The 21,809-nt window shown below is 42.3% G+C and carries 15 protein-coding genes and 1 tRNA gene; 4 read left to right on the top strand and 12 right to left on the bottom strand.

Annotated features, from left to right (window positions below; genetic code table 11):
- Window positions 1–11 precede the first annotated feature (11 nt).
- Window positions 12–1,946: a ComEC/Rec2 family competence protein gene (locus tag V5739_RS10290; RefSeq protein ID WP_423818102.1), complete on the top strand. Its 1,935-nt coding sequence runs from the start codon at window positions 12–14 to the stop codon at window positions 1,944–1,946.
- Between the two features lie 59 nt (window positions 1,947–2,005).
- Here the strand turns inward: V5739_RS10290 and V5739_RS10285 are convergent, their stop codons facing one another.
- The 4 genes from V5739_RS10285 to V5739_RS10270 form a co-directional block, all read right to left on the bottom strand.
- Window positions 2,006–2,557: a thioredoxin family protein gene (locus V5739_RS10285; RefSeq protein WP_423818101.1), complete on the bottom strand. Its 552-nt coding sequence runs from the start codon at window positions 2,555–2,557 to the stop codon at window positions 2,006–2,008.
- 97 nt (window positions 2,558–2,654) lie between these two features.
- Window positions 2,655–4,442: a peptide MFS transporter gene (locus V5739_RS10280; protein WP_423818100.1), complete on the bottom strand. Its 1,788-nt coding sequence runs from the start codon at window positions 4,440–4,442 to the stop codon at window positions 2,655–2,657.
- Complete coding sequence (locus tag V5739_RS10275; protein WP_423818099.1) at window positions 4,442–6,037, bottom strand: peptide MFS transporter; 1,596 nt, start codon at window positions 6,035–6,037, stop codon at window positions 4,442–4,444. The genes V5739_RS10280 and V5739_RS10275 overlap by 1 nt, the downstream gene beginning before the upstream one ends.
- Window positions 6,037–8,238 (bottom strand): S9 family peptidase, encoded by a 2,202-nt coding sequence (locus V5739_RS10270; protein ID WP_423818098.1) that lies wholly within the window; start codon window positions 8,236–8,238, stop codon window positions 6,037–6,039. Before V5739_RS10270 ends, V5739_RS10275 begins: the two co-directional genes overlap by 1 nt.
- 208 nt (window positions 8,239–8,446) lie before the next feature.
- Between V5739_RS10270 and V5739_RS10265 the strand changes: the two genes are divergently transcribed.
- On the top strand, window positions 8,447–9,760 hold the full coding sequence (locus V5739_RS10265) for a hydroxymethylglutaryl-CoA reductase, degradative (protein ID WP_423818097.1): 1,314 nt from the start codon (window positions 8,447–8,449) through the stop codon (window positions 9,758–9,760).
- On the top strand, window positions 9,760–10,677 hold the full coding sequence (locus V5739_RS10260; protein ID WP_423818096.1) for a GYDIA family GHMP kinase: 918 nt from the start codon (window positions 9,760–9,762) through the stop codon (window positions 10,675–10,677). Before V5739_RS10265 ends, V5739_RS10260 begins: the two co-directional genes overlap by 1 nt.
- A 114-nt stretch (window positions 10,678–10,791) precedes the next feature.
- Here V5739_RS10260 and V5739_RS10255 read toward each other — a convergent pair whose 3' ends face one another.
- The 7 genes from V5739_RS10255 to V5739_RS10225 all read right to left on the bottom strand — a co-directional run bounded on the left by V5739_RS10255 (window position 10,792) and on the right by V5739_RS10225 (window position 18,435).
- Window positions 10,792–12,912, bottom strand: coding sequence for a peptidylprolyl isomerase (locus tag V5739_RS10255; RefSeq protein WP_423818095.1), 2,121 nt, complete (start codon window positions 12,910–12,912; stop codon window positions 10,792–10,794).
- A gap of 97 nt (window positions 12,913–13,009) precedes the next feature.
- Window positions 13,010–14,296: a hemolysin family protein gene (locus V5739_RS10250; protein ID WP_423818094.1), complete on the bottom strand. Its 1,287-nt coding sequence runs from the start codon at window positions 14,294–14,296 to the stop codon at window positions 13,010–13,012.
- Between the two features lie 5 nt (window positions 14,297–14,301).
- On the bottom strand, window positions 14,302–14,490 hold the full coding sequence (locus V5739_RS10245) for a hypothetical protein (RefSeq protein ID WP_423818093.1): 189 nt from the start codon (window positions 14,488–14,490) through the stop codon (window positions 14,302–14,304).
- A complete protein-coding gene (gene lptC / locus V5739_RS10240; protein ID WP_423818092.1) occupies window positions 14,487–15,053 on the bottom strand; it encodes an LPS export ABC transporter periplasmic protein LptC in 567 nt (188 codons plus the stop codon). The genes V5739_RS10245 and lptC overlap by 4 nt, the downstream gene beginning before the upstream one ends.
- Before the next feature lies 1 nt (window position 15,054).
- Window positions 15,055–16,425, bottom strand: coding sequence for a hypothetical protein (locus tag V5739_RS10235; protein ID WP_423818091.1), 1,371 nt, complete (start codon window positions 16,423–16,425; stop codon window positions 15,055–15,057).
- Between the two features lie 34 nt (window positions 16,426–16,459).
- The gene (locus tag V5739_RS10230; RefSeq protein WP_423818090.1) at window positions 16,460–17,707 is read right to left on the bottom strand and encodes a hypothetical protein; all 1,248 of its coding nucleotides are present in this window, start codon (window positions 17,705–17,707) and stop codon (window positions 16,460–16,462) included.
- Window positions 17,704–18,435: a type III pantothenate kinase gene (locus V5739_RS10225; protein WP_423818089.1), complete on the bottom strand. Its 732-nt coding sequence runs from the start codon at window positions 18,433–18,435 to the stop codon at window positions 17,704–17,706. Before V5739_RS10225 ends, V5739_RS10230 begins: the two co-directional genes overlap by 4 nt.
- 118 nt (window positions 18,436–18,553) lie before the next feature.
- On the opposite strand from V5739_RS10225, the gene V5739_RS10220 reads away from it, so the two are divergent.
- Window positions 18,554–18,629: transfer RNA gene (locus tag V5739_RS10220), tRNA-Phe, on the top strand.
- 313 nt (window positions 18,630–18,942) lie between these two features.
- On the opposite strand, the gene V5739_RS10215 is transcribed toward V5739_RS10220, so the two are convergent.
- Window positions 18,943–21,399 carry a TonB-dependent siderophore receptor gene (locus V5739_RS10215; RefSeq protein ID WP_423818088.1) on the bottom strand — a complete coding sequence of 819 codons (2,457 nt, stop codon included), beginning with the start codon at window positions 21,397–21,399 and terminating at the stop codon, window positions 18,943–18,945.
- Window positions 21,400–21,809 lie beyond the last annotated feature (410 nt).

Genomic DNA, 21,809 nt, shown 5'->3' with positions numbered 1-21,809 from the left:
TCTCGCTAAAAATGGCATTTTTGGCACTACTGCCGGGAATCTTATTATTTCTCCTGGCATTTTTTAGGGCCCGAAAATTGCTTTTTCCCGATCTTTTCTTCGGAAGCAGTGTCGCCCTCCTCTTTTTTCTCTTCGGAATTTTTTCTGCAAGCCTTCACCTTCCCAAAAACCAGCCACAGCACTACATTAACAAGATTTCTTCGGAAGAAATACCACTTCTGAAGCTAAATATCCTGGAAACACTAAAACCCGATCGCTACAGCGATAAATATATTGCTGAAGTGAACGCGGTCAACGGAAAATCTGCGCACGGAAAGCTTCTGCTATTGATTCCAAAAGACAGCCTTAAAATGCCATTTTTGGAAGGTGAGCATCTACTTGTTTCTTCCACTTTAGCTCCCATTCCGGCGCCCCTCAATCCACACCAGTTCAATTACGCTGCTTTTATGAACAGAAAAGGAGTTTGGCGACAGGCCAATCTCCGCCAGGGCATAGTTAAAAGATTGCAGAAAGAAGACCCCGGAATAAAAGTAGCAGCGGCAAATTTAAGGCGTGAAATCACTTTGGCACTTAAAAAGAATAATTTTAAGCAGGAGGAACTTTCTTTGGTACAGGCGCTGCTGCTGGGTCAAAAACAGGATATTTCAGCACAGACCTACAACAATTTTGTAGCTGCAGGAGCCATACATATACTCGCGGTATCGGGCCTGCACGTGGGAATCATTTTATTGATGTTACACTGGCTTTTTAAACCTCTTAAAAGTCTCAAAAATGGCAAATTCTTAAAGACGTTCCTGGTCATTTCATGCCTCTGGGGCTTCGCTGTTCTGGCAGGTCTTTCACCCTCGGTGGTGCGGGCGGTGACCATGTTCAGCTTTATTGCGGTGGGCCTGGAAATTAAACGACGTACCGGAACCCTCAATTCCATCTTCCTTTCGCTGCTCCTACTGCTACTCATAAAGCCGGGATGGATCTTTGAAGTCGGTTTTCAACTGAGCTATCTGGCGGTGCTTTCTATTGTGCTTTTTCAGCCTTTGTTTCACAGGCTATACGCTCCTACAAACCGCATTGTAAAATATCTATGGGATTTACTCAGCGTTACGCTTGCAGCGCAAATAGGAGTATTACCCCTAAGCCTCTATTACTTCCACCAGTTTCCCGGCCTCTTCTTTCTCACAAACCTGCTTATCCTTCCGTTCCTGGGCCTCATTCTTATTTTGGGCGTGCTGGTGATATTTTTAGCAATTCTTAATATACTGCCCTCTTTTATTGCTGAAACCTACGGAATCATCATCAAAATCCTGATTAAAACAGTGGACTGGATTGCCGGGCACGAACAATTCCTCTTTAAAGACATTGCCTTCAGTTTACCGGAAGTATGGAGCTGGTATTTCTTTCTGTTCGCTGCATTTCTGCTATGGAAAAGCTTCAGCCATAAAAGACTCTTCCCTGTGCTGTTTTCAGTAATAATCCTGCAATTGGTTTATATTTCTTCCGAAGTAAATAGAGAGGACAGGCTTATTATTTTCCACAAAAGCCGAAGCAGCCTGATAGGACAACAGCAAAGTGACCGGTTACAGCTTTATCATAACCTCACAACACCTGCAAAAGACCTGAAGCTGCTTCAAAATTTTATGGTGGGAGAAGATCTTCAACAAATCAGGGAAGTGCCACTTCAAAATATATACCTTCAAAAAGGGCATTTTTTAGTGGTAGCTGACAGTAGCGGAATCCTTCCGAAGCAAACGCCTTTGAACACTCACCTGCTCCTCTCGGGCGCTCCCAGGATCAACCTGGAGCGGGTATTAATGAAATTTAAACCTGAAGTGATCATTGCCGATGGCAGTAATTATCCTGCGGTTATAAAAAGATGGGAGAAAACTGCAAGCGCGAACCAAATTCCATTTTTCTACACTGCTGAAGACGGGGCTTATATCCTGGAATAAAAAAAAGGCCTCACAAGTTTTGAAACCCCGGGAGACCTGAAATTTCATATTCAAAAAAGCTATTTTAAATCTGTAAATTCATTTTCAAAAGCCGCGGAATATTCCTGGAAAGCTTCGGGACTGGTTATTTTTTTGTAATCTTCATCTACGAACATCTTTAGGAACAGCTCGAGTTGCTGCGGGGTGCGGTACCCGGGAATTGGCCCTATGAGGTTCGCCTCTTCATCAAAAAAGACCAGACTTGGGTAGCCGGTGATCTTCATGGCCCTTGCAAAATCATGCTGACTGTTACGGCCTCTTCTCTTAGGATCGTAATTAGGGTTTTTAAAGGACATATCCTGGTAATTGATCTCCTCGGTACCTTCAGCATTGAATTTTACAGGATAATAATGCCGGTTGATGTATTTAATGACATCTTTATTTGAAAAAGTGTTCTTATCGAGCATCTTGCACGGGCCACACCAGGTGGTATAGGCATCCATGAATATTTTTTTAGGCGCTTTCTTTTGAGCTTCAAGGGCCTCATTCATGGTCATCCACTTGATCTCCTGCCCCAGCATGGCAGAAGCCGAAAACAGCAAAACAGCAAGGCTAAGAATAATTTTCTTCATATTTTTTCTTTGTCTTTTAGCAATAGTCATTCCGAAATTTTCAAAAAAACTACGCCCTCGGGAATGAGGGCGTAAAAATAACATTTTAGAGAGGAAATTATTTAATCCCGTGCATCAATTTCTTTAGTAAAGGATTCAATACTGCCACTAAAACCCCGGCGCTGATAGGAACCACAGTGAAAATTAGAAAGAAAGTAGAGAGGCTGTATTGTTGTGTAATCTCATCGATCATACCTCCAAAAGAACCGGCCAGTTTGTTCCCAATCGCAATAGCCAGGTACCACATCCCGAACATAAAGGCAATCATCCTTGCCGGCACCAGCTTACTTACATAAGAAAGACCAAGAGGAGAAAGACAAAGTTCGCCCAGTGTGTGGAAAAGGTATGCGAGAATAAGCCAGATCATACTTACTTTGGCTCCTTCCGCTACACCACTTGACCCAAAGGCCAGCAATCCGAAGCCAATCCCGAGCAGGATCAAACCAAAGCTGTACTTCCATGCTGCGGAAGGATTATACTTGCTTTCCCACCATTTTGAGAAGAAAGAGGCAAATACAATAATAAAGAAGGAGTTGAGAATACTGAACCATGAAACAGTGATTTCAGTCGCGTCTCCCTGGAATTCCCTTACAAGCATCCAGATCACGATAGCCCAAATTATTCCGAAGCAAATTACCAGGACGATATTAGACCCCAGCACTCGTTTATGAGTCTGCTTCCATAACAAATATAAAACCCAGGTGATGATCATGAGCGGCACCACCGTAAGGAGCGTATTAAAGACATTGAAGACTGTGGCGCCTGCGCCCACTAAAACCCTGTCTACAGAGTCTCGCGCAAAGATGATGAGGGAAGTAGCTCCCTGCTCAAAAGACATCCAGAAGAAAACCGTGAAAAATGCGAAGATAATTACGGCTATCATCCGGTCACGCACCACTTTAGCATATCGTGAGATACGGGAAATGACCAGGACCAGGAACAGCAAGAGGCCAATTAATGCCAACCCAAGTGGTCCCGAAAAAGGCTCCCCCTGAAAGTCGAAAGGCATAACAGCCGGAAGTAAATTGAGATTAGCTATTCTGGAAACCGGATCGTTGATCAAATACAACAACCCAATAACTGAAGTGGCAACCACCAGAATCTTGTCTAAAAGCGTGAATGGGTTGTGAGAATGATCTTTTACTCCAGATGCTTCTTCTTTGGCCTTTTCTTCGGCCAGTTTAGCTTTATCGGGCACACCCCCTATGTTACCAAAGAGAGGTTTTGCCAGCCAGAACTGCAAAGTTCCCAGGAACATAAAAATACCTGCAAGACCAAAGCCCCAGCTCCATCCTACTCTTTCGGCCAGGTAGCCGCATAACATCATTCCGAAGAAAGCCCCGGCATTTACGCCCATGTAGAATATGGTGTAAGCCCCATCTTTCTTGTCGGGCTTACCGTCATACATTTCAGAAATAATCGAGGTAATATTGGGCTTAAAGAAACCTGTACCTATAACCAGCAACGCAAGTCCAAAGTACAGGGAAAATTCGGTTTCTAAAGCCATAGAAGCATGGCCCAGGGTCATAATTGCAGCACCAATCACCACCGCCCAGCGATAGCCGGTAATCTTATCGGCTATTATACCACCTGCAATTGGCGTAAGGTAAAGCAACCCTGCATAGGTCCCAAAAAGGGCACCTGCGTTCTCTGCACTCCAACCCCATCCGGGATTATCCACGCCCACAATTGCCATGGTGAGGAAGTTGATAAGGAGAACCCGCATTCCGTAGAATGAAAAGCGCTCCCACATCTCTGTAAAGAAAAGAACAAATAGGCCGGCGGGATGGCCCAAAACTTTTGATTTAAAGAAATCGTTCTCTGCCGCTGGAACCGTAGCTGCCATTATCTTCTTCTTTTATTTGCTTCTTTTTCTACAAGATCATCGTCACCAAGTTCAAATTTTTCCTGCTGTGGTAACTCGCGCTCTTCATCTTCTACTCCGTGAGTAAGACGTTTAAGAGGTTTAAGCATTAACAGGACGAGAATAGCAAAGGCAACGGTGAAGATAGTAATACCCATAAAGATGGTCCCATCACCAGCTTCAGAAGAATATTCTCCCACAATTCCCGCGACCTTGTTCCCAAGACCTGTAGCTGCAAAATAAACCCCCATCATTAAAGATGCGTATTTTACCGGGGCAAGCTTGGTAATGAATGAAAGTGCCACCGGCGAAGAACTCAATTCTCCTATCGTGTGGAATAGATAAGCCAATACCAGCCAGTACATAGCCGAAGCTCCATTGTTCTGAAATTCCATAGAGGCAAATACCATGAAAACAAATCCAAGCCCCATGATGATAACCCCAATTGCCATTTTAAAGATAGAAGAAGCTTCTTTACTCTTCAGTTTTCTCTTAGCCCAGAAGTTGGCTACAATCACCCCGAAGATAATAATGAAAAGTGCATTTAAAGACTGAAACCAGGAAGCAGGCACTTCACTGCCTATCAATGGCAGACTAAATGGCAATGACCTGTCGGTTTTCTCTAGAGCATAGATATTCATAAGTCCACCGGCCTGTTCAAAAGCCCCCCAGAATACAATTACAAGGATAAATGAAAGCAGCATTACAACATACCTATCTTTCATCACCTGCGTAGTAAGATCTTTATACACCATGAGCATCATGGCCGTAACGAAGGTTAGGAATATGAATAGGAAACCGTAAGCTATGTCTATGGCAAGAAGGTAATAGATTGAACCTACCAGTAGCACGGCAGTGATTGTTAACTGTAGCGGAGATTTGAAAAGATCTTTGAACATCCCGCCAAAAGAAGCACCTGAATCTCTTTCAGCTTTTGAAAGTAAATTCCCTACTTCTGTAAGGTATTTTTGTCCCCACAGGTACACTAGAAGTCCAAGTGCCATGGCTATTCCTGCAAGACCGAAGCCCCAGTGCCATCCAATATTCTCACCTACATAACCTACAATTAAACTTGAAAGGAAAGCCCCCAGGTTAATCCCAATATAAAATATGGTGAATCCTTTATCACGGCGAATGTCCCCTTCTTTGTAGAGACCTCCCACCATGGTAGAAATATTAGGCTTCAGCATTCCCACGCCGGCAATAATTAACCCAAGCCCGGTGTAGAACGCCCACATTTCTTCAACTGCGAGTATCCCGTGTCCTGCCACTAAAATTATTCCTCCCCACAGCACAGTTTTTTTCTGCCCCAGAAGTTTATCGGCTATTATCCCTCCCGGAATGGAAGCCACATATACCAGCATTGTGTACCATCCGTAAAGCGCCAAAGCTTCGGCATTGGTCCAGCCGAGTCCGGCATTTCCGCCCTGGGTAGCGCTAACAAGGTAAAGTACGAGAATGGCGCGCATTCCGTAATAGGAAAAGCGCTCCCACATTTCAGTAAAAAATAAAATGTATAGACCTACCGGGTGACCAAATAATTCACTCTTTTGAGGTGCTGTTGTTGCCTGTGCCATTATAGGGATGATTTGATATTAGAATTAACTTTTAGATTTTCTTCGATGAAGTTTGTCATGAGCGTGTAAAGGTGCATACGGGTGTTACCACCGTAAATACCGTGATTTTTATCGGGATATATTGCCCAGTCAAACTGTTTGTTCGCCTGCACGAGGGCTTCTATCATTCTCATGGTGTTTTGAACATGAACATTGTCATCTCCTGTACCATGAATAAGCAGGTAATCTCCTTTTAGCTTCTCCACATGATTGATGGGGGAATTCTCATCATATCCCGAAGGGTTCTCCTGCGGGGTGGTCATATACCTTTCAGTGTAGATGCTGTCGTAAAATCTCCAGCTGGTAACCGGTGCCACTGCTATAGCCATTTTATAGACGTCATTACCTTTAAGAATGGCGTTTGAAGACATAAAACCTCCATAGCTCCAGCCCCAAATACCCATATTTTCTTCGTCTATATAATCTCTTGATCCAAGGATTCGGGCGGCTTCAATAATATCTTCCACTTCATATCTACCAAGTTCCTTTTGAGTCACCTTTTTAAAGGCAGCACCTTTAAACCCGGTACCGCGAGGATCAATTCCCACTACAATATATCCTTTGCTGGCAAGCATTTGATACCAGTAGTCATTCGTGCTGTGAAAGCGGTTGCCTACTTCCTGAGAACCCGGCCCCGAATACTGCGAGACAAAAAGCGGATACTCTTTTGCAGGATCAAAACCAGCAGGCTTGATCATCCACATATTGAGATCGGCGCCATTTACCGCAAGAGTTGAGAATTCCTTAGGCACAATCTCATACTCTGCCATTTGCTCCAAAAGCTCCTCGTTATTGACAATCTCCCTTACAAGTTTCCCATTCTTTGCGAGGTGCAGGGTAAACTCATAAGGCGTAGTCGCGCTGTTGTAGCTGTTGATGAAGTAAGTAAAATCTGCACTAAAGTCGGCACTGTTTTGCCCTACCTTATCTGTAAGTTGTTTTTTGTTCCTTCCGTTGGTCTTTACTGAAAACACATCGCGATTGATGCTTCCGTTCTCGGTACTTTGGTAGAAAATTATTTTGGTTTTAGGATCAAGACCGTAGTAATTGGTGACCTCCCAGTTTCCTCTGGTCACCTGATTTTTCAGTTTACCGTTCTTGTCGTAAAGGTAAATGTGGTTCCAGCCATCCTTTTCACTGGTCCAGATGAAGCTGTTATCTTCCAAAAATGTCAAATTATCGGTCACATCTACATAAGCTTCATCGGTTTCTGTGAGCACTACTTCAGCTTTATTTGCTTCAGCATCAACAAAGATAAGATCGAGCACATTTTGATGACGGTTAAGAACCTGTGCACTTAGCACATTGGCATCATTGGTCCATTTTATCCGCGGAATATAAAAATCTTCATAATCACCTAAATTTACATCTGAAACTTCTTCCTGCTGAAGATCATAAATATGGAGGCTTATTTCTGAATTCTTTTCGCCTGCTTTAGGGTACTTAAAGACTGTTTGGGTTTGGTAAAGATCCTGCCCGTAAACATCCATAGAGAATTCGGGGACTTCAGTTTCATCGAACTTCAAAAAAGCGATTTTATCACCAGATTTATTCCACTGAAAAGCGCGCACAAAAGAAAACTCCTCCTCGTACACCCAATCGGCCACCCCGTTAATGATCTTATTCATCTCCCCGTCGGTAGTCACCTGCGTCACTTTTCCGGAGGAAAGATCTTTCACGAAAATGTCATTTTTGAATACATAAGCAACCTTCTCACCATTTGGCGACAGGGTAGGTTCCTTGATTTTTTCTTCTGAAATCTTTTTCAGTTCATTCGTTTGCAGGTCGTACACGTAAAAGATCCCGCGGGTAGAATGCCTGTAGATAGATTCTATCTCTGTGCCCAGCACCAGTTTAGATTCATTTTCACTGAATTCATATTCCGAAAAATATTGAATTCCCTCAAGATCTTTACTGTTAAGAATAGTTCTTGTCTTTTCACCGGTCTTGTAAGAATAAGCATCTATGGCTGATGTGCCTGCACTACGATCAAAATTAAGCACCACATACTCTTCTCCATTATTGAGAGATTGCAGGGCTTCCATTCTTTCCTGCCGGAATGTTCCTCCCCAAATGTCTTCAAGTGTAATTGCTTTTTTCTGCGCAGTAAGAACCGTTGTAGCCAAAAGAAAAAGGGCCAAAAACCCGTAGGTCAACTTCATTTTTTGCGTTTAAAAAATTTGCTTGCCAAGTTTAGTAAAAATTCGGCTAAAAAACAGGCTTTCTGCTGTTAAATCATAAGAAGATGTTAATGAACAGAATGAGTGTAGACCTGCAAATCTGTAAGTTTTGCTCCCTCTGCTCCAGAAATTCTAACAGCTGCCATGTTTCTTACAGTAATTGTATCTTTGTGCTCTCAAATTTCACATAATGATCACACCTATTTCGGGCTTTTCCAAACTGTCAAAAGAGGAGAAAATTGACTGGCTTAGCCAAACATACCTGGCTCACAATACAAACGCCAGGAAGATTTTAACCCAGTACTGGAACCCCGACTCCGGCCTGCAACAGCTCCACGAGGAGTTTACAGAGAACACCCTGTCAAATTACTACCTGCCTTTTGGGCTTGCCCCCAATTTTCTTATCAATGACCGGCTTTATGCTGTACCCATGGCTATAGAAGAAAGCTCGGTAATTGCTGCGGCGAGCAAAGCGGCCAAATTCTGGAGCGACAGGGGCGGTTTTAAAGCCGAAGTTTTGGGAACAGAAAAGATAGGCCAGGTACATTTCATGTACTCTGGAGACGGTAAAAAGCTGGAGCATTTTTTCAATAGCATCAAACCAACATTACTTGAAGCAGTAGCTCCCCTCACCAAAAACATGGAGAAGCGCGGCGGCGGAGTAATGAATATGGAGCTGCGTGACAAAACAAAGCTACTCGACAATTACTACCAACTGCACTGCACTTTTGAGACCAAAGACTCGATGGGTGCAAATTTCATCAACTCCTGCCTGGAGCGTTTTGCTGAAACTTTTCGTGAAGCAGCTAAGAGCCATGAGGCTTTTAATGCTACCGAAAAGGAGATAGAGATCGTAATGAGCATACTTTCCAATTATGTACCCGGTTGTATTGTAAGGGCTGAAGTTTCCTGCCCGGTAACAGCGTTGGCCGATCAGGGCATGAGCGGGGAAGATTTCGCTGCAAAATTCGTCAGGGCACTTAAGATCGCTGAAGCCGAACCCTACAGGGCGGTGACCCACAACAAAGGCATCATGAACGGAATTGACGCTGTGGTACTGGCCACAGGAAACGATTTTAGAGCGGTAGAAGCAGGTATTCATGCTTATGCCTCAAAAGATGGGAAATACAGCAGCCTTACCCACGCCGAAGTACACGATGGGCAGTTCAGGTTTTGGATGGAGATTCCGTTGGCCCTGGGAACGGTAGGTGGTCTCACGGCATTGCATCCACTTTCAAAGATCGCTTTGGAAATTCTGCAAAAACCTTCAGCCGAAGAACTTATGAAAATAGTGGCAGTAGCCGGCCTGGCACAAAATTTTGCCGCCGTAAAGTCCCTTATCACCACAGGAATTCAGCAGGGACATATGAAAATGCACCTTATGAATATCCTCAACCAATTCCAGGCAACAGCACAGGAAAAAGAAATACTCATAAGCCATTTTAAGAACCACAATGTTTCGCACAGCGCAGTAGAGCAGCAACTTGAAAAACTGAGAAGCTAATGGAGGTATTCCACAGTCACGGAAAATTACTGATAAGCGGGGAATATGTTATTCTTGATGGCGCCACCGGTTTTGCCTTACCCACAAAGTTTGGACAAATCCTGGAAGTTACAAACATTGAAGAGCCGGTAATAAAGTGGAAAAGTTATGATGAGGAACAGGAAATATGGTTTGAAGACAACTTTGAAATTTCAGCTTTAACCTCTTCGGAAGCACCAGGGAAGCATGAAAAAAATGAGGTGTCAAAAATGCTATTTTTGACACTCTTTTTTGCAAGGAAAATGGCTCCGGAGAAATTTTCTGAAGGCGGATTTGAAATCACCACAAAATCGGATTTTCCGCGTAACTGGGGCCTCGGAACATCATCGACCCTTGTTGCAAACCTTGCAAAATGGCTGAAAATTGATCCTTACGAGCTCCTGAAGCACACTTTTGGGGGCAGCGGCTATGATGTGGCAGTAGCCATGCACGAAACCGCGATCACCTTTGAAAAACACCCTTACGAAAATAGCATTTTAAAGACCTCATTTGACCCTGCTTATAAAGACCAGATCTTTTTTGTGCACCTAAATCAAAAACAGAACAGCCGCGAAGCCATACAGCATTACAGGCAACAGGACAAAACAGCCTTAAATACGGGCATTGATAAAATTTCGGCACTCACCCATAGTTTAATTAGCAGCAAAGATCTTTTGGAGTTTAAAATGCTCCTGGAAGTACACGAGAATATTATCTCACAGCTGGTGGGGCTGCAAAAGGTCAAATCCCGCCTGTTCCCAGATTACCCGGGGGCAATAAAAAGTCTTGGCGGCTGGGGCGGTGATTTTATACTGGTCACTGGTACAGCCCAGGATATGGAATACTTCAGAAGGAAAGGTTACAACACCATCCTCTCCTACTCCGACATGATCCTGTAACAGCTTTTACTTCTTTACAGGATTATTCAAGCTAGAACCTTTTTTACATCACCGCATGAAATGAAAAAAGCCCTTCAAATGAAGGGCTTTTCTTATATATTTCCTAACAGGATCCTAGTAGAACCTTGCGCGGTTATCTTCAATTTCTGCAGATTCTTTAAGCGCCTGGAAAACTTCAGTGTTCACAGTTATGCGTCGGGCAGAAGCCTCTCTTGCAGCATAAGGACGATAAGATTCCATTTGAGGAGCGTCATTTTTTTGAAGTACTTTCACTACAAAAACTCCTTTTTCACCCTCTAGAGGACTGCTGGTTCCACCACTTTCAAGTCCGAAAGCTGCTCCCACAACTTTTGGCTCACTTCCAACACCTGGAAGGGTTGGGCTATTGCGGTTCACTGCGTTTGCAGTATTTACCTGCACTCCCTGCTGTTGGGCGATGGCCTGAAGATCGCTTCCGCTGATCTCAGATTTTATAATCTCAGCTTTCTTTTGCTTCTGAAGAATTGGTATAACGGTTGCAGACGCAGCTTCAGCCGATTTAAGGCCACCTTTGTTCAATCCGGTAACCTGCGCCACCACATATCCTGAAGGAACTTCAAACCTTCTAATATCCCCAACTTCTACTTCTTCTTCAAATGCCCATTGCACAATTCTTCTCTGCGCACCAATACCTGGGATATTTTCTTCGAGTTGTTTGATTTCTTTTACCGGTCTCACTTCTTTTCCTCCCTCTTTTGCAAGATCAGCAAAGTTGCCATCTTTTGCACCGAGCTCAAATTTTGTCACTTCAGCAAAAAGCTCGTTTGATGTTTGTTCTGAAGGCTGGATCGCTCTTGAAACAGTTGCCAGTTTAACAGCTTTTTCTTTTTCAGTTTGCTCCTGGATGTGGATCACGTGGTATCCAAATTGAGTTTCAACTACTCCTATAGATCCTTCGTTATTGTTAAACACGAAATCATTGAATGGAGGCACCATTGCTCCAGGACCAAACCAGCCAAGCTGACCTGCATCTTCTTTGTTGGAAGCATCGGCAGAGAATTCTGAAGCAAGCTCAGCGAATTTATCTTTGTTACCTTTTACTACGTTAGCAAGGCTATCAGCCAATTGCTGCGCCTGCTCTTTACTCCTGGTCACCTGTCCTCCTACCGGAGAACCCTGCCATGATACAAGAATGTGTCTTGCTTTTGCAGAATCTGGAATCTGAGCAGTTTCAACTACTCTTGCAAGCCTGTAAGAACCATTGAACTTAAATGGCCCGTACACTTCTCCTTCATTCAGGTTGAACAGAGAGTCTGCATGATCTACAGGTAATTGGTTTTTGAACACGAACCTGTCCTGGAATTTTTCATCAGATCTTTCATTAACGAGAGTTTCCCAGTTTCTGGTTGTTGCAAAACCTTCAACCGTATCGCTGGTATTGGTTGCAGCGTTGAATTCTACTTTATCATTAAGAAGTCCTAGCAGCTCAGTTTTTACTTCAGCTTCATCTTCAACAGAAGCAGTTTCTTCATAAAGAACGTACTGGATGTCTCTGGTAGGTTCAGTTTTAAACTGTCCCGGATGTGCTTTTACGTAGTCTCTGATCTCATCTTTAGAAATTTCTACCTGTGAGTCTTCAACTGTAGTATAGGGAATGTGAACAAACTCCATGTCTACATTATCGTTAGTAAACCTGTAAGCCTGCTCGCCTTCAAGAAGCGTTGCCCCTACCCCGGCACGAACCAGGTTAAGATAGATTTGCTCTCTGGCAGTTTCGGCAAGACTGGTTTCAAAATCTAACCATTGCTGATATGCCTGGGGAGAAGTAGACCTAAGGGTAGCTACATATTCTCTTAATTTGGCTTCATCAAAAACTCCGGCCTCGTTAGTGAAATTAGGATTGTTTGCCAGTTCCCTTCTCATCATCTCTTTCACCTGAGCTTCTTCTACACGAATACCCAGCTCTTCAAACTGCTCTTGCATAAGCGTTCTACGAACGTTCATTTCCCAAACCTGGTTCACAACTTGTGCAGTGGTCGCATTTTGACCCATGTTACGCTGCAAAGACTCAACCTGACGGGCAAACTGCTCCCTATCAATGTCCTCACCATTAATTGTCGCTATGGTATTCTGTGATTTCTGAGAAACCATCCCACCGTTCCTAATCACATCGGCTAAAACGAATGAGAAAAGTGCCAAAGCAATGATCACGATAAGGAAGACCGAACGTTGCCTTATTGAATTTAATACTGCCATTATCTTATAATTAATTCTAAAATATAGGGGGCGAAAATAACGTTTTTAGCTTTACTAAAAAACTATAAATCTTCAAAATGTGAGGAAAAACTAAAAATTAATCGTTTGGGTTCACGATCACCTCTACAAGCTCAATCCTTGTGTTGGAAACTTCTTTGATATAAAAGGTAAAACTATCAATTTCAACGACTCCGTCCTTTGGCGGAATTTCTTCGGTGTGATCGAGGATATAACCTCCCAGGGTCTCATAATTCTCTCCTATGGGAATGTCTAGCTTATAGTTCTCATTGAGATAATCTACCTCCAAACGGGCTGCAAAAAGGTATTTATTCTCCTCCAGTTTTTCTTCGATAAGAATTACAGGATCGTGTTCATCTTCTATTTCACCAAACAGCTCTTCCACGATATCTTCTACGGTCATCATTCCACTGGTGCCGCCATATTCATCTATCACCACCGCAATACTCTTCCTTTTTTTAATAAGGATATTAAGAACATCTTTCACCAGCATGGTCTCGGGCACAAAGACTACCGGCAACAGGATAGATTTTATGGTAGGCGGTTTTTTGAAAAGCTCAAAGGAATGTATATAACCAATAATGTCGTCAATATTCTCCCGGTACACCAGGATCTTTGAGAGCCCCGTTGCGGTGAAAGTCTCCACCAGCTCCCGCGGATCGGTAGTAATGTCTACAGCCACGATCTCTGTACGGGGAATCATCACTTCCCTGGACTTTACTTCGGAAAATTCGAGGGCATTCTGAAAGATCTGTATTTCGGAATCTACCTCCTGATCGTGCTCAATCTTGTCCATTTGTTCAGAAATATAATTTCCGAGTTCCACCTTTGTGAAAGCCAATTGCACTTCATCTCCCTGGGTTTTAAAGAACCTTTTCAAAACGAGGTCTGAAACCCATATCACAAAAGAGGATATAAAACTGAAGAGCAGGTAAAATAAATAGGCAGGCACAGCAAAGAACTTCAGAAAGAAATTGGCATAGATCTGGAAGAACACTTTGGGTAAAAATTCCGCAGTAAGCAGAATGATAAGTGTAGAAATAACGGTTTGAGTGAGAAGGCTGAGATCTGTAAGCAGGTAAACTACTATTTCATTGCTAAAGTAATCGGGAGTGAGCCATGCCATTAAGAGATCTCCCATAAAAAACCCGTAGATAACCAGGGCAATGTTATTGCCCACTAGCATAGTAGCAATAAACTTTGAAGGTTTACGGGTAAGACGGGTAAGTATTTTGGCTAAAAAATCATTCTGCTTCTTCTCAATTTCAACATGAATCTTGTTGGCAGACACATAAGCGATCTCCATACCCGAAAAGAAAGCCGAAAGGATAAGGGAACACAGAATAATAACGATCTCGAAGGCCATAGTACCTATTTCCTGTTATCGTACTTGTGCCGGAAATGTCTTCTAAAGAAGAACATGAATATGGCTATCACCACAAAGAAAAGGAAGAGATAGGCCTGGTTGCGTTGATCATTCCAAATGACCACAGCCTCGTAAAGAAAGAACGCTGCGGCTACCAGGTAGGCAAATTCAAAAAACTTCGAAAATTTCATCATGGTTTGTCTTCTTCTAAAATTTGCACCCCAACATTAGATCTTGAACGGAAATTAGTGAATTCCTGATTGCTATCAAAACCCTTTCCTTCATTGATCGCTCCATTCTTGAACCTGATGGTGTTAGGATGATCTGTAAAAACCCAGTTTCTCACCTGGTCCCAATAAAGCTGATCTGCAGTGAGTTTTGTGCTATCACTGGTCACCACCACCACATCACCCTGCAAATCTATAAGCCCTGTCTCATTATAAACAATACCATAATTGGCAGTTACGGTATTCTTTTGTTGGTTCTCGTCAAAAAATTCTACGATAACACCATCAGGAAATTCACGGTAGGGAAAAGCTTTGTTTGAAAAATCCCTCATGGTTTCACTTCTAAGAGTAGCCACCACCTTTCCGGAATCAACGTACTTCATGTTAATTCCCACCCCTATAGATTGCGGTGCATCTTCGGGGATCTCCATTTGCCTCACGCCTTTCAAATTCCCCTCACAAGAAAAAAGCATTGTCACAACAAGGGTTGTAACAATGCCTTTAAAAAATATCCTGTATGTAAATTTCATACTACAAATTAGGTACGCGAATGCTTTCTCCTATCCAACATCCAATGTTGATGGTTTTACCCTGCATGTCATTCTGGAAGATATCGCTACGTTGTGGTGCTCTACCCCTGTATGCAGATGCAGTCTCATTAGCAGTACTGCTTATTGACGGATCAACTCTTGCGGCTCTCTCGGCATATTCTGCAGCTTTCCAGTATACAGCTCTTTTTTCAAAAGCAGTATTCCCACAGTTGTTTGCACTTTGAGCGATCATATTAGAGATTTGAAGGTAAGCCCTACCAAATGAAGGTTTTGAGCTTATAGCCTTACGATACATATTTCTGGCCTGCCCAAACTGGCCTTTATCTTTGTACTGGTTCGCAATCTTGTAATAAATACTTGCTCTTGCAGATGGATCTTTTTGCAGTTCGGCTGCCTGATTGTAATAATCAAGCGCTTTACTTTGGTTTCCATTTGCTTCGGCTAATTGACCAAGAGAGTAAGCAGAACTTGCAGATGGCTCTAATTTATGAAGAGCTTCAGACACCTTTACAAAAAGTGGATCTTCAGTACAATCTTTTGCAGACAACCTGCTATTAACTCGCTTCAACCATTCAGTATCTCCTTTTTTAGCTTCAAAATCTTTGCTGTAAAGCGGGATAAGGTTAGTACAATCTGCACGTTGACCAAGTTTTGCGTTGATACTTCCTTTTACAGCACTATAGGCTACAAGGTTTTTCTCATATGCATTAAGTCTTGCCTTATCTTTAGAAGAAAGCTCTTCTCCAGCCTCCTGCTTTTCAATTAAGCTAGCTAAAGACTCAGCAGTCTCATTCTCCTGCTCTTCAAGTTTGGCGATAACAACATCATATTTATCAAAAACCTCCTGAAGATCTTTTTTACCGGAATCCTGCAACTCTACCAACAGGTAGAAGTAAGTATATAGTGACTTGGCATTGAGACTGTTTGGATCTGCTTCAAAAGCTTTATCAAAAGCCTCATATTGCTCTTCGGTTGAACCCAGTTTTACATCAAACATGAGCTGCGCGATATCAGCATTAACATCTCCTGCATCGGTCTTTGCAGGGAAATGCTGCAAACGTTCTTTATATAATTTTATAAGCTCCTGCGCTACGCTTTCTTTCTCAGCATCGGGTGCATTGTCAAGGCGATCTTTCAATATCCTTTCTCCGTACTGATAGGTTGCTATATGATAGGAAGGACATTCCTCTCTTAAGGTTTGAATTCTGGTCCAGGCCGCATCATAGTTTTTTGCCTTTGCATCGCTATAGGCCAGGGCTGCTGTGGTGGCACATTCCTGATTAGCCTGTGCCTGCAAGGCCCCTGTTCCCAGAACAACCCCTGAAAGAAATAATATTACCTTGGTTTTCATAGTATAAGTTTTATTCCTGATTAATAGTTTGTGATTATTCGAATCTTCTTTTGATAAACCACCTGTCGTTCAACGAGAGGCTTATCATCGCATTAAAAAAGTTTTCCTGGATTAATCCGGCGCTTGTTGTACCGCGCTGTCCATACTCAAATCCCAGATTAATGTTGGTCAACATCCTTCCTGCTGGTAGTCCTAAACCAAAAGCTATGCCAAACTCATTAATAGACTCTCCATTAAGGTGAAGCCCGGTCTCTTCCATACGAAGACCCCCACGATATACAATTCGGCTAAAGTAGCTGGTAAGAGAGTTATAGTTGGGAATGAAAAATCCTCCAATCTTGTATTTGGAAGCCTGTTCAAATGACGCTCCTTCTATTGCAAAGGCACGGTTGCTGTAATCTCCCGCTTCGGTTGTAGAAAACTCTCCTCCTAAAAACCATTTATGAGGCCGTCCTACTCCTGCTCCTATACTAAAGCTTGAAGGCAAAACAAAATCTGACGCAGGCTCAGAAACATCACGACTATCTACAGTGATCTCCCTGCCGTCAACCCCTAACAATATCGTTGCAAGCTCTCTTTGGTTGTCTGTTTTCAAAGTAGTTTCGGGTGTGTAGTACGCTCCCATTTTAAACTGCAGGCTTTCAGTGAGCATCCTCTCGTAATCAAGCCCGATTTTGTAAGTGAAACCACTAAGGTCACTTCTGTTTATTTCCCGGGAGCTATATTGCACATCTTCGCGCACCAGTATGCTTTTATTCTGAATATTTCCGAAGTTATAACTAGCGTCTATGCCAATATTGATATTTGAGGTTATTTGATAACCCACAGCGAGAAAGACCCGGTTAAGACCCCCTTTTCCTGTATACCTGTTTCCTATCCCTTCGTCCTGATTGATATCATCTATGTTATAACCCACAGAAGAATAAGGCACCAATCCAAATGCAAAACCAAATTTACCCGTTGGAATTCCCACAGCTAAATAATCAAGCGAACTTGAACTAGCATTTTCACTCTCGTCTCCACTCTTTATCTCAACAGAATTGCCACTCAGCCCAACTGTATAAGTAGTTAACCTAAGCCTGCCCAGTGCTGCCGGGTTTTGCAGGTTGACATGAATACTATCTGAGAAAATGCTGAGACCACCCATTGATCTGTTTTCTACGGTACCTTTGAAGGTGTTTAATCCCAGCCCGTAAAAAGAATAAGGTGAGGAAGTTCGCTCCTGAGCGGTCGTAATCACTGAAAATAAAATGAATACGATTATAAACAATCGTTTTGTCATTGATCGATATTAAATTCGAGAATAAAATTTAAACCCTCCAACAAGAAATTGGAGTTCGCAAATATGCCATTTTTTAAGTTTCCAGACAAGAAAGTTGCATCTCCACCGGTAATTATAACTATTAAATTGTTATATTTTTCTTTATACTTACCAATTATCCCCTCAATTTCCATGAGCGTGCCATTTACAACACCCGAAGTTATTGAGGAAGTGGTGGAATCACCAATTAATTCATGTCCTTCTCCTGCTTCTACTAACGGAAGATTTGCCGTAAAATTATTTAGTGCCAAAAATCGCATTTTTAAACCCGGAGAAATTCCGCCACCCAGATACTCTTCTCTGGCAGTTTTAAAGTCGTAGGTAATGCAGGTGCCGGCGTCTATCACCAATACATTCTTACCTGCATGGTATTTTACGGCAGCAGCGATTAGAGCTTTACGGTCGTTCCCCAAAGTAGCAGGCGTTCCATAGTTATTTTTGAAGGGTAGCAGGGTTTCTGCGGAAAGCTCTACAACCCTCACCGATTTTTCAGCTCCTTCAGGAAGCTTCCATTTTGCCGAAGACACGTTGGAAACCACCATTTTTTTGATTCCCGGATGAAGTTTCAGGATTTCAGAAATTTTTTTATTTAAATCGGATTTATCTGCTGAAATTTTCACAAGGATTTCATCCTGCTGAAAAACAGCCAGTTTGGCAATTGTATTGCCTATATCAACAACGAGATTCATGGCAGTTACTTGAAAAAGCTAAAGTACAAAAGCATTTTTTTTCAATTTCCCTTGGGAGATATTAAATTTGAATATATATTTGCACCCGCTTACTACAAGGTAAGCCGCTTTAAACACTGGTGCCTTAGCTCAGTTGGTAGAGCAAAGGACTGAAAATCCTTGTGTCCCTGGTTCGATTCCTGGAGGCACCACCATCAAAAGCAGAAACCCTCAAATGAAAATTTGAGGGTTTTTTAATTTATATACCTCTCGAAAATGCATTTTTGGGGATCAAGAACAAAAGGGATCATGATCAAAAGTTGGGGACTAGCTAAATAATGTAGTTAATCTGTACAGAAGAACAAAATTTATGGATCGCCAGCCTTTAAAAATCTTGCTCCGCTAAACCTTCAGGAAAACCAGCAAAGAAAAATGCCATTTTTGACACCTCTTGCCTGACTTCTTCCCAATAAAAAACCGCCCCGGAATTTCTTCCGAAGCGGCTATTTCTATTCAGTTTATATTTTACTAGAATTTATAGGTAAAGCTGGCCGCAAAATTTCTTGGCGTTTGCGGATTGATTGTTGACCAACCATTATAGTATTCCTCATCAGTAAGGTTGTTTAGCTTCAGATTAACCGAAAACTTCTCTGCATTATAGAAAACTGCTGCATTTAGAACGGTATACGATGAAAGCGTGAAGGTTCCAAGATTTCTATTGAAGATCATGTTCTCACCTGCATAGTTTCCTCCAAAACCTAGTCCGAAACCATCCAGGTTACCGGCAAAGCTGTAGCTCGCCCATAGGTTTGCAAGATTTTTAGGTCCGGCAGTTTCAGGGCGTAAACCAGACTCTTCAAGCTCACTTTCATTGTAGCTGTAACCTGCAATTACATTTAACCCATCAACAGGAGTGGCGGTAATACTGGCTTCAAAACCGCGGCTATACTGCTCTCCCTCCTGCACGTAGTAGAACGGCCTGTCCATATCTTCCATCACAATGTTGGAAACTTTGATATCATAATAGCTAAGGCTGGCAGAAACGCGGTCTTTAACAAGGTTTAGCTTGGTTCCCACCTCCAGCTGTTTAGCTCTTTCAGGATCAAAGCTCACGGTAGTTGTAGCACCCTCTGCAGGATTCCCCTGCTCTCGCGGATCAACATTGCTGAAACCGTCCATATAGTTAGCAAAAACTGAAACTCTTTCCAGGATTGGCTGATAAACAAGTCCGAATTTTGGAGAAAGCGCTGTCTGGCTGTTATTCTCGCCCTCGAACTGGTCAATTCTCAAGCTGGCCATAGCAGAAATCTTAGGAGTAATATTCAGCACATTTGAAATATAGGCACTGTACACTTCTTCAGTGATCGTAGAATTATTTAAAGCTACACCTGAAAGCAGGTTGTTTACCGATGCTTCCGAAAGTAATCCGCTATCATTGTTCCTCACATAATTTGCGGGATCAAACCTGCCAAAGACGCTTTCATTCACATTCTGCAGGCTTGCATCGCCTATGTACACATTCCCGTTGGCGATATAACCTGAACTATTGTCAATGGTCTCCCTGTTAAAATAATCAAGCCCAACAACCATGCGGTTTCTCAAATCTCCAATCTTAAAATCTCCAATAAAATTCTGCTGAATATCACTGGTTAGCGTAGTAGAATTTTGATTATTCATGTAACGAGTAAAGACAAAACCTTCATCTAAATTGGTCACAGAGCCTTCTACCTCTGTACGCCCCATATAGAATCTTGTGGTTTCGTACAAATAAGAGTAGTAACCAAGAGAATTAGAAGAACTTCTGGAAAAGACTGTTTGAGACGTCCAGTTATCAGATAATTTGTATTCCATTTGCCCCTGAAGGCTGTAGTTAGGGTTCTTAAGTGTAAGATCATTGCTTGTATAAGAACGATTGGGGTCATAATCCAATTCATCCATATTTGTAGCCTTTAACGGCGCACCCCTGTCAAGAAATAACATAGCAGGATTGGTACTTTCAGATGTATAGAATTCGGTATTTATTAAAAAAGACAAACGATCATTCACCTTATAGCTCAACGAAGGTGCCACAAAGAAAGATTCACTGAAGCCAAGATCCTGAAAGCTGTTTTGTTTGTGATATGCTGTGTTTACACGCAAAGCCACGTCACCATCTTCATCAAGAGGCATGTTCACATCGGCTGTAACACGATTCATCCCGAAGCTTCCCATGGTGTAGGAAATATTTCCGCCAAAGTAATCGTACGGCTTTTTTGTCACCACGTTTATCAACCCACCATAAGAGATAAGGCTGCTCCCATAAAGGGTTCCAGAAGGGCCTTTAATTACTTCTATGCTTTCAATATTTGCAGGATCGGGGCTGCCATTGGTCAAACCGGGTAAGCCGTTGACCAAAGTAGGCTGTACAGCAAAACCTCTTATAGAGAAATATCCGGCACCATCACTTCCCCTACCTGTAGATTCCCAGAGTTTGGTAATCCCGGGAGCATTTTTTAGGGCATCGTCAAAAGAAGTAATCACCTGCTGCTCCAGCAATTCGCCCGTTATAGTATTGTAAACCTGCGGGTTTTCAATATCTTTTAAAGGAAGTTTAGCCACGTACTGACTTTTAGCTCTTGCGAAACTGTTGATGTTGGCGTTCCCGGTGATCACTATCTCTTCCAGATCCTCTTCGTTATTTCTCAAAATAACAGCAGGGATCGTAGTAGTTTGCCCGGCCTGAACTGAAAAAGCAAGATCTTTATTTTCATAACCCACGTAAGAAACCCGAAGCGTATAACTTCCCTGCGGAATGGCTTTAATAGTAAATTCGCCATTCCTGTTGGTTTCTGAACCCAGACTTGTTCCTAAAACATTCACGTTAGCGTTGGCAATAGGATTACCGTTACTACTAATGACATTTCCTTCAATGTTTCCTGTTGCCTGACTAAAACCAATTGTAGCCATAAGCATAAACAAAAACATGATGTAGTACTTTTGATGCATTTTATATAAATTAATTTGGACTAATTATAAATAGAGTGCAAATCTAGGAAGCAGAATTTAAATACAAAAGCTTATTTAAAACAATTCCAAATAAAAAAATTCAGGAAAAACCCTAAGCTTAAGAATGTCAATAAATTAAAGTCAATTTTACTTGAAAAAATCCTGATACCAGTTGATTTAGCCTACTGAAAAGCTGTTTACCCACAGGAGCGGTAAACCTGTTAACCTCAAAATAATATTATATAAAGAAGAGAGCCATTGTTCTTTTCTTCACAGGGCTGAAGTTAATTCACCTCCCGTCAACCTCAATTTCATATCAATTTGGCAATCAATGGTTTTTTGTTTATATTTAAAAACTAGTTAACGAGTTAAGGGCAGAAGCGACTCCCTACAAGCTTTTGTCTGATTAT

It is taken from the genome of Salinimicrobium sp. TIG7-5_MAKvit (assembly GCF_049569215.1).
Taxonomy (GTDB): domain Bacteria; phylum Bacteroidota; class Bacteroidia; order Flavobacteriales; family Flavobacteriaceae; genus Salinimicrobium; species Salinimicrobium profundisediminis.
Note: the sequence above shows the minus strand (reverse complement) of the source record. Positions and strands in the feature narration are given on the sequence as shown.